At 30.0% G+C, this 13,708-nt stretch carries 14 protein-coding genes; 5 read left to right on the top strand and 9 right to left on the bottom strand.

Annotated elements, in window-relative coordinates; translation table 11 throughout:
* Positions 1 to 15: 15 nt before the first annotated feature.
* A complete protein-coding gene (ychF, locus tag CS884_RS03205; RefSeq protein WP_099320627.1) occupies positions 16 to 1,113 on the top strand; it encodes a redox-regulated ATPase YchF in 1,098 nt (365 codons plus the stop codon).
* The gene (locus tag CS884_RS03200) at positions 1,106 to 1,732 is read left to right on the top strand and encodes a thymidine kinase (protein ID WP_257875743.1); all 627 of its coding nucleotides are present in this window, start codon (positions 1,106 to 1,108) and stop codon (positions 1,730 to 1,732) included. The genes ychF and CS884_RS03200 overlap by 8 nt, the downstream gene beginning before the upstream one ends.
* Before the next feature lie 38 nt (positions 1,733 to 1,770).
* Here CS884_RS03200 and CS884_RS03195 read toward each other — a convergent pair whose 3' ends face one another.
* The 7 genes from CS884_RS03195 to CS884_RS03165 form a co-directional block, all read right to left on the bottom strand.
* A complete protein-coding gene (locus CS884_RS03195; protein WP_099320625.1) occupies positions 1,771 to 2,157 on the bottom strand; it encodes a hypothetical protein in 387 nt (128 codons plus the stop codon).
* Entirely contained in the window at positions 2,157 to 2,927 is a 771-nt protein-coding gene (locus CS884_RS03190) for a YdjY domain-containing protein (RefSeq protein ID WP_099320624.1), read from the bottom strand. Before CS884_RS03190 ends, CS884_RS03195 begins: the two co-directional genes overlap by 1 nt.
* Positions 2,928 to 3,027: 100 nt before the next feature.
* Positions 3,028 to 3,561: a GNAT family N-acetyltransferase gene (locus CS884_RS03185; protein ID WP_099320623.1), complete on the bottom strand. Its 534-nt coding sequence runs from the start codon at positions 3,559 to 3,561 to the stop codon at positions 3,028 to 3,030.
* A 12-nt stretch (positions 3,562 to 3,573) separates the two neighbouring features.
* Positions 3,574 to 4,380 (bottom strand): type I methionyl aminopeptidase, encoded by an 807-nt coding sequence (gene map / locus CS884_RS03180; protein ID WP_099320622.1) that lies wholly within the window; start codon positions 4,378 to 4,380, stop codon positions 3,574 to 3,576.
* A 41-nt stretch (positions 4,381 to 4,421) separates the two neighbouring features.
* Positions 4,422 to 5,222: a nitroreductase family protein gene (locus CS884_RS03175; RefSeq protein ID WP_099320621.1), complete on the bottom strand. Its 801-nt coding sequence runs from the start codon at positions 5,220 to 5,222 to the stop codon at positions 4,422 to 4,424.
* Positions 5,223 to 5,350: 128 nt separating this feature from the next.
* Positions 5,351 to 7,126, bottom strand: coding sequence for a [FeFe] hydrogenase, group A (locus CS884_RS03170; protein ID WP_099320620.1), 1,776 nt, complete (start codon positions 7,124 to 7,126; stop codon positions 5,351 to 5,353).
* A complete protein-coding gene (locus CS884_RS03165; RefSeq protein ID WP_099320619.1) occupies positions 7,120 to 8,949 on the bottom strand; it encodes an NAD(P)-binding protein in 1,830 nt (609 codons plus the stop codon). Before CS884_RS03165 ends, CS884_RS03170 begins: the two co-directional genes overlap by 7 nt.
* A 194-nt stretch (positions 8,950 to 9,143) precedes the next feature.
* Between CS884_RS03165 and CS884_RS03160 the strand changes: the two genes are divergently transcribed.
* The 3 genes from CS884_RS03160 to CS884_RS03150 all read left to right on the top strand — a co-directional run bounded on the left by CS884_RS03160 (position 9,144) and on the right by CS884_RS03150 (position 12,323).
* Positions 9,144 to 10,943 carry an ATP-dependent helicase gene (locus tag CS884_RS03160; RefSeq protein WP_099320618.1) on the top strand — a complete coding sequence of 600 codons (1,800 nt, stop codon included), beginning with the start codon at positions 9,144 to 9,146 and terminating at the stop codon, positions 10,941 to 10,943.
* Between the two features lie 42 nt (positions 10,944 to 10,985).
* The gene (locus CS884_RS03155; protein ID WP_099320617.1) at positions 10,986 to 11,495 is read left to right on the top strand and encodes a type 1 glutamine amidotransferase domain-containing protein; all 510 of its coding nucleotides are present in this window, start codon (positions 10,986 to 10,988) and stop codon (positions 11,493 to 11,495) included.
* A gap of 120 nt (positions 11,496 to 11,615) precedes the next feature.
* Positions 11,616 to 12,323 carry a heparan-alpha-glucosaminide N-acetyltransferase domain-containing protein gene (locus CS884_RS03150; protein WP_099320616.1) on the top strand — a complete coding sequence of 236 codons (708 nt, stop codon included), beginning with the start codon at positions 11,616 to 11,618 and terminating at the stop codon, positions 12,321 to 12,323.
* Between the two features lie 36 nt (positions 12,324 to 12,359).
* Here the strand turns inward: CS884_RS03150 and CS884_RS03145 are convergent, their stop codons facing one another.
* Positions 12,360 to 12,977 (bottom strand): DUF4230 domain-containing protein, encoded by a 618-nt coding sequence (locus CS884_RS03145; protein ID WP_099320615.1) that lies wholly within the window; start codon positions 12,975 to 12,977, stop codon positions 12,360 to 12,362.
* A 104-nt stretch (positions 12,978 to 13,081) separates the two neighbouring features.
* Positions 13,082 to 13,705 (bottom strand): tRNA (guanosine(46)-N7)-methyltransferase TrmB, encoded by a 624-nt coding sequence (gene trmB / locus CS884_RS03140; protein ID WP_099320614.1) that lies wholly within the window; start codon positions 13,703 to 13,705, stop codon positions 13,082 to 13,084.
* Positions 13,706 to 13,708: the final 3 nt, after the last annotated feature.

Raw genomic sequence — 13,708 nt, 5'->3', positions numbered from 1 at the left:
GAGGTGAAATAGTTTATGAAACTTGGTATAGTCGGTTTGCCAAATGTTGGAAAATCCACTTTATTTAATGCAATAACTAAGGCTGGCGCGCTTATAGCGAACTACCCTTTTGCAACAATCGATCCAAATGTTGGCCTTGTTAATGTTCCTGATCCAAGATTAAAAGTATTAAGTGATATGAATAATTCAAAAAGAATTGTTCCAGCTGTCATAGAATTCTATGATATTGCTGGTTTGGTTAAGGGAGCTAGCAAGGGCGAAGGTCTAGGAAATAAATTTTTGTCAAATATAAGAGAAACTGATGCGATTGTTGAAGTTTTAAGGTGTTTTGATGATCCAAATGTAACTCACGTTGATGGATCTGTCGATCCTTTACGTGATATTGAAACTATAGATTTGGAATTAGTTTTCGCTGATTTTGATATGATTGATAAAGTTTTAGAAAAACGCAGAAAAATGGCGAGAAATGACAAAGAAATTTTAAAAGAAGTTGAAGTACTAGATAAAGTAAGAGATGTTTTGGCAAGTGGAAAATCAGCCAGAAGTCTTGATTTATCAGAAGATGAAAAAAAATTACTTAAATCTTATCAGTTACTTTCTTCAAAACCTATAATTTATGTTTGCAATGTCAACGAAGAAGACGCTGCAAATGATGGTGATAATAATTCTTATGTAAGTGATGTAAGAAAATATGCAAAAAATGAAAATGCGGAAGTTTCTGTAGTTTCTGCAAAAATTGAAGAGGAAATTTCTCATTTAGAAAGTGATGAAGAAAAAATTGAATTTCTTTCAATGATTGGTCTTGAAGAATCTGGGACAGATAAAGTTATTAGAGATTCTTATAGAACTTTAAATTTAATCTCATTTTTAACAACTGGAGAAATGGAATCACGCGCTTGGACCATCAAAGCTGGTACAAAAGCTGTCGATGCAGCTGGAAAGATTCACAGTGATATTTCTAGAGGCTTTATTAAAGCAGAAATTGTTTCCTATGATGATTTGATTAATTCAGGTTCTCTTCTATCTGCTCGTGAGAAAGGACTTCTAAGGATGGAAGGAAAAGATTATATAATGAAAGATGGCGATGTTGTAAACTTCCGCTTTAATGTTTAGGTTAATTATGAAAAAACAAGGAAAATTAATTGTTCACACTGGTTCAATGTTTTCTGGCAAGACCACTTCATTATGGCGTGAACTTTATAGAATGAAAATTGCAAATTATAAAATTGCAGCTTTTAAACCGTCAGTTGATAATAGAGATGATGAAAGAAAAATTGTTTCTCATGATAAGCTAGAGATAGATGCCATCAAAATATCAGACTTAAATGAAATAGTTGATTACGCAGAAAACCATGAACTTGATGCTATTGGAATTGATGAAGTCCAATTTTTCCCAAATGACCCAAGTGAAGTTATAGATATATTTACAAAGTTGATGAAAAAACGAATTACAATAGTTGTCTCTGGATTGGATATGGATTTTAAAACAAGACCTTTTGAAATAATCAAAGAAATTATGCCAATAGCAGATGAACTTACAAAACACCACGCAATTTGTGCTAGCTGTGGAGAAGACGCTTGGGCTTCTTATAGAAAATCATCTGACGATTCAAGAATTCAAATAGGATCAAAAGACGTTTATGAACCCTTATGCAGAGAATGTTATACAAAGAAAATGAGTGAAAGAGAAAAAACCAAAAATCAAATAGCTATGGATGGTCTAAATCAGTAAATTTAAAAGCAGATGAATTTATTTTCATCTGCTTTTTATTAACTATTTTCTATGTTTCTAAGATTTTTGTAGTAATTGTAAAAAGTTATAAAGCTTGTAATTATGATTACTACTATCAAAACAATCTTAAAATCATAAATTTTTAATCCTATTTTAAAAGCTTCTCTTAACTCATAAGCAACCCTATTAAACTTGCCTAGAAAAAATATGATAATCATAGCAAGCTCGCCAATTAATAATGGCTTTGGATTTTTAAAATCTTTTAAAATTATAAATAAGAGCATTATGGCAAAGCATACATAAACTACATGCCTTGCGTGTAATCTCATATCAAGCCAGACACTTAGGCTTATTAAGCTTGATGCTAGCGTAAATAGTATGATCGAACTTATGATATATCTGGAAACTTTATCTATAAGCCTCATTAATCTCTAATTGAATATACTAGAGCTACTGGTGTTCCATCTTCTGGAGCATTGTCTTTATCAATGCTATATTCTACAATTTTTGTTTTTTCAACAGAACCAAGTGGATAGTTAGCATTTGAAGTAATTCCAACTGTACAAGAATCTAGACAAGAAATACAACCTGTTTTAAATTCGTTTGAACGATCTAAGTTTCCTGTAAATCTAATATCTAAATCTTTTCCATTAGAATCTTTAACAATTTCATTTACATTTTTACCATCTTCATTTCCAGCCCAATAAGCTGTGATGTCAAGGTGTGATCCTTCTGATGTTGTTTCTTCTGCATTTTCTGGTGTCATGTTATTTCCTGCTTCAGCACCAATATCTAATAGTGCTTGGTGGAAATCTGCTGGTGATACATAAGAAATAAATACTGGTTTATCACCAAATTTACCAGATTCAGAAACTACTAAGTGTCTTGTTGATTCTGTTAAGAATTTACCGTTGAATGTTGTGTAAATAGTTACAGTTTTATTTTCTTTGTCAACAACTATATTGTTTTCTTTGCTAACGCCTTTGATTTCGTCAGCATTTTCAGTTTCTGTGTTTTCTTCTTCTTTGCTATCTTCTGTTGTAGCTTCTTCGTTGCTTGTATCAGCTTCTGTTGTTTCAGTTGTTTCAGTTTTAGCAGAATCGTCTGTTTTTGCATCCTCTTTTTGGTTACCACAAGCTGTTAAAATAGCTCCCGTTAGGAATAATCCTAAAATTAATGATTTATAATTTTTCATAACTTCTCCTTTTTAATTATATTTCTACATAGCCACTTTACTTTGAGTTAAATTTTTTTCAATGTTTATAATTTAAAATATAATTTAAATCTATTTATTATCAAGCAAGAACTTTTATGTTTTCTTTTATATAGTCTTTATCAAAAATATTTTGATATGTGTTAAAATAATCATTAATTGAAGCATCTTCATTTGTTACCATAAGTTCCATATCAGTTCCAAAATAGTTTATATCTTTATCCATATTATAAAATCCGTTTCTAATATAGAAATTCTTGCGTTTTTTTCTGGTCATAATGTCTGAAGCCTGGTGTTCTTTTGTGCTTTCTATTTCTATCATCAAGTCATCATAAGAATCTAAAAGCACATCCAGAGACTTACTTCCAAGTCCTTCTCCCCTATATTCCGGATCAATTGCAAAATATGATAATAGATTGATATCATCATTTAGGAAAATTACTGCAAGTCCCGTGTATTCATCATTGTGAGCTATCAAATTAATGTCTATTAGTTCTTTATTTGCTAGTTTGTATAGCTTTTGTATTTCAACCTGTTCATATTCTGGAAAGGCTTCATCATATAAATATTCAAAATAATCTTTAGTTTTTTCATTATTTACCGAAACTAAATCCATAAACTTCCTTTTCTAAAATTTGTAAGCATCAATAAAAGCTAGATCATCATCAGTTAGTTGATACTTACTTTGATCTGTAATTACTTCTGGCCCATCTTCATGAATTATTAATTGGTGTTCAAATTGGCAACAAGTGGAGCCATCAACAGTTCTTGCTACCCAACCATTATCATCTATTTTACTTTGCCAATTGCCACTAGCTATCATAGGCTCAATGGTAAATACCATGCCTTTTTGAATTCGTGGTCCTCTGTGAGCTTTGCCATAATGCGGTACTTGTGGATCTTCGTGCATTTCTTTACCTATGCCATGGCCTATAAAGTCACGGATTACAGAAAAATCATGGTCGATTTCTGCTATAGTTTGTATTCTATTTCCAATATCACCAATCCTATTTCCTGGAATTGCTTCTTTTATAGCTTCATTTAAGGCAAAGAGGGTCGTATCCATTAGTTCTTGATTTCTATCAGATAAATCTCCAATTTTGTATGACCAACAAGAATCAGCTAAACCTCCATTTAGATTAATTACATTATCAATTGATACTAAATCGCCATCTTTTAAGATATAATCTGATGGAAATCCATGGCATATCTCATCGTTTACTGATATACATAAAGTGTATGGAAAATCTCCATAACCCAATTGTGCAGGTATTGCTTTTTTGTGGTCTACTATAAATTTATTGGCAAAGTCATCTAAAGCTTTTGTAGAAATACCTGCTTTTATAACTTTTTTTATTGCTAAATGAGTTTGACATAATATTTCAGCAGCAGCTCTCATTTTTTCAAAATCATTTTCAGTGTATAATCTAATCATTATTACCTTCTCTAAGTAAATAAGACGCCAAAGCGCCCTATCTACATTTTTGTCTTTCCTATATAAGTATATTTTTCTGTTGATGTTATCTTAGGATCGATATCAAATCCTATTGGCATTGAATAAGCTCTGCTTAATTCATCTATATAATACATCATAATTCCAGCATCTATAAGGTTAATATAACCCTTATAGTTTTCTATATACAATTGAATTTCATCATCAACAATCAAAAATCTCCATGGTTGAGCATTATTAGTTGATGGTGCAAATTTGGCATAATCAAAGATGTTATTAAGGCCTCTTTGCTCTAATTCTTCATCTGTAGCTGGTGTATCAAAATCACCAAAGAATACTAATTCTTCTGTTGCAATTCTATCATCATACTTATGTTCTCTAACTTCTGGATCAGCTGGATAACCTACTGATAGAAGAATATTAATATCTCCTTTTTCATAGTCAAAAGCTCTTTGTTTAATCTTTTCGTCAACATCACTAACTGTTATCCAACAAGTACCAAGTCCTAATTTATTTAGATGAGTTATTAGCTCTTCAACTCCATAAGCGCCTTTTACTATTGTAATAGGGTCATTATTTTTAGCATCAACTGCTATATAAGCTGGAGCTTTAATCATTACTCCTTTATATCCTGCAATACCATTTAATGCATCGTAAACTTTCTTACCATCTGTATTAAAAATAAAGTCAAGATTTTCTTTTCCTAATTTTTTTGATTCTTCATCAACTAAGTCAAACACTTTTTTTGTAATTGTTTCATCAAGTTTTTCATCTTTATACTCTCTAGTAGATGTTCTAGATTTTAAAAAATTTGTTGTAAGCATTATAACCCCCGTATATCTATACTTTACTATTATTTTATCATATTTCTAAGACTTTTTATACAACAAATTAAGTATAAATTAAAACTACCAGCTTAGCTGGTAGTTTTAAGAAGTAATAATTATTTTTATTAGTCAATTGTTGAATAATATAGTTCTTCGTTTTTTGAAACATTTGGCATTTGCCAACTATAATGATCAGTATGCAATAGTTGATGAGCAAGATGGCTATTAGGTTCTCCAAAGAAATTTTCATAAAGATTTATTATATCTTGATTTTCGTGAGAAAATCTTGGATTTGCATTTTTATCTAAGAAATATAAATTCTTGCTTCTTGTAAAAGCAAGTTCTTCTCCATCATGAATTGGTTGACCTCCTCCACCTACGCAACCGCCAGGGCAAGCCATTACTTCAACAAAATCAAAATGTTTTTTACTATTTTCTAGATCATTTATAAGTTTTCTTGTATTGGCCAAACCATTTACAACTGCTATGTGTAAATCTATATCATTAATTTTGAAATTAGCTTCTACTAATCCAGTTTTTTCAGAATCTCTTCTTACAACTTTAAATGCATCGGCTGAAGGATTTTCTCCAGTTAATGAATGATAGGCAGTTCTTAAAGCTGCTTCCATTACTCCACCAGTTGATCCAAAGATAACACCTGCACCAGATCCATCTTTAAATAAATCGTCAGGATCAGCATCTATTAATGTCTTTGGATTGATATTTGCTATTTTAAACATTCTTATAAGTTCTCTTGTTGTTATAACGCAATCTGTATCATGACCTGCAAATTCTTTGTAATATAAATCTCTTTCTCTTTCACTTTTTTTGGCAAGGCATGGCATTACAGCTACTGAAAATATTTCTGAAGGATCTTTGTTCAATGTTTCAGCGAAATATGACTTCATTACTGAACCAAACATTTGCATTGGAGATTTAGCTGTGGATAATTGACCTACTAAATGTGGATATTGACCCTTGATGAATCTAACCCATCCAGGACAGCAAGATGTAAACATTGGCCTATCTTTAAGTTCACCTTTTGTATATCTTTCTAAAAATTCTGTTGCTTCTTCCATTATTGTTAGGTCTGCAGAAAATGTTGTATCAAAAACATAATCAACTCCTATTTGTTTTAGTCCATCGAAAATTTTATTTACAGTAGCCTCTTCTCTAGCTAGACCCATCTCCTCTCCCCAAGCTGTTCTTACAGCTGGTGCAACTTGTACTACCACAGTTTTGTTAGGATCAAAAATTGCCTCCCGTAATAAATCTGTATCATCTCTTTCTACCAAAGCTCCAACCGGACAGTGAGTTATGCATTGGCCACAAAGTGAGCATGAAGATTCATTTATTGAGTTATAGCCAGAAACATCAATGTTAGCTCTAAGACCAGTGCCACTAAGCTCCCAAATATTTAAATCCTGAACCTTATCACAAATCTGTACGCATCTCATGCATCTTATACACTTAGCTGAATTTCTTATTAGTGGGAAATTCTCATCCCAATCTTGTTTAATTATGTATTCTGTAAAAGGCAATTGCCTTATATTTAAATCGTTAGATAATTTTTGTAAAGAGCAATTTCCACTTCTTATACACATTGGGCATCTTGCATCATGTTCGGATAATATTAATTCAACTGCTTTTTTTCTATTTAGAATAGCTTTTGGAGAATTTGTATGAATGACCATATTTTCACTAACAGGAGTATTGCAAGCTGTAACTAGATTATTTATACCCTCTACTTCAACTGAACAAACTTTACAAGACGCAATTTGATTTATGCCTTTTAAGTAACATAGATGTGGTATCTCTATTCCAGCAAGTTTTGCAGTTTCAATAATGGTAGTTCCTTCGTCAACTTCTATATTTTTATTATCTATAGTTACCTTTACCATTGTTCTATACGTCCTCCCCTAAAAATACCAAATCCATTTTTATCGCATCTTAAACATCTAGAAACTTCTTGCATAGCTGCACCATCTTCCATATTTAGTTCGACAGATTCAAAGTCTCTAATTCTTATACTTGCTTCTCTTTCTGGTAGTTCACTTCTGCCACAAGAAAACTTATCCTCAAGATCAACATCTGGAATTTCAACATCACAAGTAATCTGATGATTGTATCCTAAGTATTGGTCAATATTTGCTGCCATTACTTTTGCTGCTGCAATTGCTTTTATAACCGTTGCAGGTCCTGATTGGCAATCTCCACCAGCATATAATCCAGGAATTCCTCTAAAACCACCATTAGCTAAGGTAAAAATTTTTCCTCTTTCAACTGGTATGCCTTCTTTTTCATAATAAGAACTTTCAATATCTTGACCGATTGCAACGACCAAAACTTCGCAAGGAATAAATTCATCTTCCATACCGTTAGATTTTACTGAAGCTCTGTTATTTTTAATATTTGAAATCATTTGAGGACTTACCCAAATGCCTTTTAATTTTCCATCTTCTATTTCTAGCCTTGAAGGAGATTTTAAGGTTAACATTTCACATCCTTCAGCTACGGCACCTTCAATTTCAACTGGCAAAGCTGTCATGTCAGAAACTCTTCTTCTGTATACACAAGTTACTTTTTCTGCATTAAGCCTTACTAAAGTTCTTAAAGCATCCATGGCAACATTTCCACCACCAATAACAGCAGCTTTTTTGCCTTTTAAGTCCATTTTTTTGCCTAAACCTACTCCACGAAGAAAATCTACTGCAGAAATTACTCCGTCTGCATCTTCGCCTTCCAAGCCTAGTTTCTTATCAGTAGACGCTCCAATTGTAATTAACGTTGCATCATAATTATTTCTAAGATCATTTAAAGTCAAATCTCTACTAATCTTAATGCCATATTTAACTTCAACGCCTGTATCTAAGATTGCTTTTATGTCTTCATCAAGTCTTTCTTTTGGCAATCTATAATTTGGTATTCCATATCTAAGCATACCACCTAATTCTGGTAACATTTCAAATACGGTAGTCTGATGACCCATAAGTTGAAGATAATAAGCTGCTGATAAACCAGCTGGTCCTCCTCCAACTATAGCAACTTTTTTACCAGTTGATGACCCAACTTCAGGCGGTTTTACAAATCCTGCCTTATCTGCGGCATATCTTTTTAGTCCTCTAATATTTATAGAGCTATCTATCATATTTCTACGACATCTTGCCTCGCAAGGATGCTCACAGATAAAACTACAAGTAGTTGGAAACGGATTATCTTTTCTAATTACTCTAACTGCATCTTGGTAACGGCCTTCTTTAATCATGGCAAGATAACCTGGAACGTCAACATGAGCCGGGCATAATCCAACGCAAGGAACTGGTGTAGATGTTTTGCTTAGGCAACGATTATTATGTACATGATATTCATATTCTTCTCTAGCACTTGTTATGCTGACATAAACCATGTGACTGGCTTCAGTTCCAATTGCACAATCAGCTGTTTCAGAAATCATTTTAGAAGTTTGCTCTATTAAATCCAAAGTATTGTCATTTGCTCTACCTTCTAAAACATCATCCATCAAATTTTTTAATTGTAAGAGTCCAATTCTACAAGGAATACATTTTCCACATGATTGAGCTAAACACAATTCAAGAAATGATTTAGTTACTTCAACTGGGCATAAGCCAAGTGGACTTGCTTTTATGCGACTAGCTAGGTTATTGTAAATATCGTTAATAACCAAATCAGCTTTGCTTAGACTTTCTAGTTCTAATCGATTCAAATTAATCCCCCTATTTACGATTATATAATATAGATAAAAGAAAATATTTTCCTAATAATCATACATCGAAAAATTACTTTGCCAAGAATTGCCAAAAAGTAAACATATATTATAATTAAATAAAATAAAAACGTTATTTTTTTATTAATATAAAAGTAATATATTTTCATTCTTTATTATGGTATTATTATTATATGAAACTAACGGAAAAACAAAAGCTTGCTGCTAATCACAAAGATGGACCTTGTTTGGTACTTGCTGTCCCTGGTTCAGGAAAAACTACAATGCTTTTAGAAAGAATTAAAAATTTATCAAATGATATTGATCCAAATAAAATCCTAAATCTAACTTTCAGTAGAAGCCAAGCTGTTGATATGAAAAATAGATATCTAAAAGAAAGTCAAAGGGATAAGTTAAATACTAATTTTATGACAATCCATGCTTTTTGCTATCTTGTAATAAGAAATTTCTACAAAAAACACAACTTGGAGCTAAAAATTTTAGAAGCCGATGATTCTTACAACAAATATAATTTAATTAAAGAAATTTATTATAAGACAAATAAAAGAATCATGTCAGATGAAGATATGAAAAACTTTTTTTCTGTAGTTGGTTATATGAGAAATTCTCTTTCTGGCCTTAGCTATCTTAAAAATTCTCAAATAAAAAATATAAATTTAATTTATCAATCTTATGAAAAATTTAAAAAAGATAATTTTTACATAGATTATGATGATATGCAAACTTTAGCCCTAGAATTAATAAATACTTATCCAAACTTATTAAAATCAATCAGAAATAAGTATAAATATATTCAATTAGATGAGGGTCAGGATACCTCAATTCTCCAATTTAAAATTATTGAAAAAATTGTAGCTCCTAATAATAATCTAATGATAGTTGCTGATGATGATCAATCAATTTACGGCTTTAGAGCTGCAGAACCATCTTATTTGCTAAATTTTAGAGAAAATTATCCCAATGCAAAATTTATTAGTATGGATGAAAATCATAGATCTAGTGGAAATATTGTAGAAGTTTGCCATAAGTTTATAAAACAAAATACTAATAGATATGAAAAAAATATTTTTACAAAAAAAGATTTGGGAAATAAAGTCCATTTGGCAAATCTCAGTGATAGCAAAGAAGCCTACAAATATATAATTGATCATATGGATCCTAAAGTATCTAATGCTATTTTATATAGAAATAATATTTCTTGCTTAAATTTAATAAGCTTTTTAATTGAAGATGATAGGGATTTTACAATAAATTTTCCATCATATGATTATTTTAATTCCAAAATCATTAGAGATTTGGAAAATATTATTGAATTTTCTAATGATTTTTATAATGTTGACCTATTTTCTGAAATTTATTATAAGATAAATACTTATCTTAACAAAGAAGAAATAAAAAAACTAGTTTACAAGCCAAAAAATCTAGATGTTTTTTCTTATCTTGAAGAAATAGTCGATGATGAAAAATCTTATCATCTAGCTAATGTAAAACGAAAATTAATTCATTTGCGAAAACTTCACTTAGATAAAAAAATATCCTATATTTACACTTATTTGGGATATGGAACTTATATAGATACATTCTCAAAAAAATATTATGAATTGATTTATAACAAAGATTTGTATATTGAAAGTCTTATTAATTTTACAAAAGATCTCAAAAGTTTAGACGAATTTCACGAAAAAATAAGAAAATATGAAAAAATGAATCAAAAGTTAACTTCATCTAATTTAATTTTATCGACAATTCATAGATCTAAAGGCTTAGAGTATGACAATGTCTTTATTATAGATTTAGTGAAAAATGAGTTCCCAATGCTTAGAGATGATGAAAATAATCTTGAAGAAGAAAGAAGAGTTTTTTATGTGGCAATGACTAGAGCTAAAGAAAATCTCTATTTACTAAGCTTAAAAAAGAGAATTGGTAAGAAAGTAGAAGCTTCACCTTTCTATTTAGATATAAGAAATCAATAATGGGTAAGAATTAATAGACAGATAAAAAAGAAAGGAAATTTAATGAAAAAAATAGCAGTTTTAATTGAAAATAATTTTGAAGAAAGCGAATTACTTTATCCTTACCATAGATTTAGAGAAGATTTTGAAGTTGATTTAGTAGGAAGCGAAAAAGATAAGGAATATATAGGAAAATCTGGTGGACTAAAAGTAAAATCTGATATTGCAAGCTCAGAAGTAAAAGCTAGCGATTATGAAGCAGTTTATGTTCCAGGTGGTTATTCTCCAGATGCAATGAGAAAATGCCAAGCTACAATTGATTTTGTAAAAAAAATGCACGATGATGGTAAAATAGTTGCTGCAATTTGCCATGGTCCTTGGCTATTGGTGGAAGCAGGAATTCTTGATGGTGTTAAAGCAACATCTGTAAAACAAATTTCAACCGATCTAAAAAATGCAGGAGCAATTTGGGTTGATGAGGAAACAGTAGTTGATAATAAAATAATCACTGCAAGAACTCCAAAAGACCTACCAGCACAGATTAAAAAAATTATTGAAGAACTTTCTAAATAATTCTAATAACTGTTTGAAATAATGATATTTTTCTAAACCATTATTTTAAACAGTATTTTTTATTGATTTTTATTCATTGGATTTAATTTAATATTTTATTAAAAGTGTTATAATTAAACCATGAAAAGAAATTATAATATCGATAAGTTCCGTGGATTTACTATAATATCTATGGTGCTTTTTCATCTAATTTACAATATAAACTTTTACCATCAAGTATCCTGGTATGATGGGACATTATTAAATAGAATATGGCAATTTTCAATAGCTGGTTCTTTTTTTATCATTTCTGGCATAACTTCTAATTTTTTAAGTCCAGAAAAAAATATAAAAAGGGGAATTTTTACAAGCTTAATTGGCTTTGCAATAACTATTGCAACCTACCTCCTAGCTCCTGAGCAATTTATTTTGTGGGGAGTATTAAATGGTCTAGGAATTTCTATGGTAATTACTGGTGTATTTCAAAAATATATTAAAAATAATTTTTTCTATTTGTTTTTTATTTTATTTGTAATAACTTACAATATTCCTAGGGGAAGTCTCTATAATATTGAATTTTTTAGAAGCATTTACGATAAAAATCTATTTTTTTTAGGTTTCCCATCCAATAATTTCAATTCAAGTGATTATTTCCCAATATTACCTCGGATTTTTATTTATTTAACAGGATTTTGTCTTGGAAAATACTTAAATAAGGAAAACTTGCTTTTAAATAAAGGAAAAGATAATATTTTAGCAAAAATTGGCAGATTAGCTATGCCAATCTATCTAAGTCATCAAATAATTCTCTACCCTTTAGTCACATTCATATTTTCTTTAATAAAATAAAACCTCCTTACTTTATTAGTAAAGAGGTTTTATATTTTATTCAAACTTTATATTGATAGTATATTCTTTTGAAATTATAGGATTTATTTCTAAAATTTCTTTTACTGCTTTTTCTGATTTTTCTTTGGCTTCTTCCAAAAGCCCTTTATCAATAGCTTCATTTTCGACCTTTGCTTCTTCTTCTTTTCTAAAATCTGAGTAATCTTCTAATTTCAATGGATTAAAGATAGAATTTTTCTCATCATAAACCATAACAGAATTTTCATCAATGTCATGGCTTAAAATGCTTGCTTGTGGTAAAGTTACACTTATAATTTTTGAAGCTTCGTTTACATCAACTTTTGCCTTGTCAAGATCAACACCTGCATTAATCTCTCCTTGGTAGGTATACAAGAATTTTTTTGTAGTAAATGGAAGGGTGATTCCGTGAAATTCTTGACTATTTTCGTAAGATGCCACATTTTTATAATTGTATTTTAGAGTTGTTAGCTCTTTTGCTTCTTTTAAAGAAGATTCAACAGTTTCTGAAGATATGCTTATTTTTTCTTTGGATTTTAAATTAGAAATTATATAAGCTCCCAGAGCTAATATCAAAATAATTGCAATCAAAAATCCAAAAACTTTTTTATTTGTTTTATTTTTTTTATTAGTCATATTAATTCCTTTATATATATTTTAATGTTACTATACGGGTTTTCTTAATAAAATAAAGTCAATACTTAAGAAATTTTAATATAAATTATAAAGATTATTTAATTTCATAATTTAACTTTGCAATAATAAATATCTTTTCCCCTGTCACGCCATTTTTTCTCATATTCAGTTACTATTGATTTTTCCATATCTAATTTATAGTCAATTTCTAAGATTTGTAATGGGAATTCTTTGTAATATTCTAAGGAATCTAAGAAAAAGTCTTTATCATCAGTTTTTTGTTCAATAATTCCACTATCTTTTATAATGTCCTTATAAATATTTAAAAATCTTGGATGACTTAGACGTCTTTTGTGGTGCTTGGTTTTTGGCCAAGGTGTAGAAAAGTTGATGAAAATCCTATCTATTTCTTTTTTACCAAAAATATCTCTTAAATCTTCTGCGTGATCTATTAATCCAATTACATTTGCCAATTCCTCTTCTTTTATTTTCCTACTAGCGATAACAAAAGCATTTGTATTCATCTCAAGAGCTATAAAATTTATTTCAGGATGTTTTTTTGCCATTTCAATTACGAAATCCCCTTTGCCAGCTCCCACTTCTAGATAAATTGGATTGGTATTGCCAAAAACTTCACTCCACTTTCCTCTTTTATCTCTAGGATAGAAGAATATTTTTGGATTTTCTTTCATTTCTGGAATGGCATTTGCCTTAAATCTTAATCTCATAAT

Origin of the sequence: Anaerococcus sp. Marseille-P3625, assembly GCF_900232825.1 — a bacterium.
Lineage (GTDB): Bacteria > Bacillota > Clostridia > Tissierellales > Peptoniphilaceae > Anaerococcus.
The sequence above is the reverse complement of the archived record's forward strand: the minus strand, read 5'-3'. Positions and strand labels throughout refer to the sequence as shown.

Bases quoted from the DNA above. Each gene is read 5' to 3' on its own strand.
- ychF (WP_099320627.1), top strand. From the start codon at position 16: ATGAAACTTGGTATAGTCGGTTTGCCAAATGTTGGAAAATCCACTTTA.
- CS884_RS03200 (WP_257875743.1), top strand. From the start codon at position 1,106: ATGTTTAGGTTAATTATGAAAAAACAAGGAAAATTAATTGTTCACACT.
- CS884_RS03195 (WP_099320625.1), bottom strand. From the start codon at position 2,157: ATGAGGCTTATAGATAAAGTTTCCAGATATATCATAAGTTCGATCATA.
- CS884_RS03190 (WP_099320624.1), bottom strand. From the start codon at position 2,927: ATGAAAAATTATAAATCATTAATTTTAGGATTATTCCTAACGGGAGCT.
- CS884_RS03185 (WP_099320623.1), bottom strand. From the start codon at position 3,561: ATGGATTTAGTTTCGGTAAATAATGAAAAAACTAAAGATTATTTTGAA.
- map (WP_099320622.1), bottom strand. From the start codon at position 4,380: ATGATTAGATTATACACTGAAAATGATTTTGAAAAAATGAGAGCTGCT.
- CS884_RS03175 (WP_099320621.1), bottom strand. From the start codon at position 5,222: ATGCTTACAACAAATTTTTTAAAATCTAGAACATCTACTAGAGAGTAT.
- CS884_RS03170 (WP_099320620.1), bottom strand. From the start codon at position 7,126: ATGGTAAAGGTAACTATAGATAATAAAAATATAGAAGTTGACGAAGGA.
- CS884_RS03160 (WP_099320618.1), top strand. From the start codon at position 9,144: ATGAAACTAACGGAAAAACAAAAGCTTGCTGCTAATCACAAAGATGGA.
- CS884_RS03155 (WP_099320617.1), top strand. From the start codon at position 10,986: ATGAAAAAAATAGCAGTTTTAATTGAAAATAATTTTGAAGAAAGCGAA.
- CS884_RS03150 (WP_099320616.1), top strand. From the start codon at position 11,616: ATGAAAAGAAATTATAATATCGATAAGTTCCGTGGATTTACTATAATA.
- CS884_RS03145 (WP_099320615.1), bottom strand. From the start codon at position 12,977: ATGACTAATAAAAAAAATAAAACAAATAAAAAAGTTTTTGGATTTTTG.
- trmB (WP_099320614.1), bottom strand. From the start codon at position 13,705: ATGAGATTAAGATTTAAGGCAAATGCCATTCCAGAAATGAAAGAAAAT.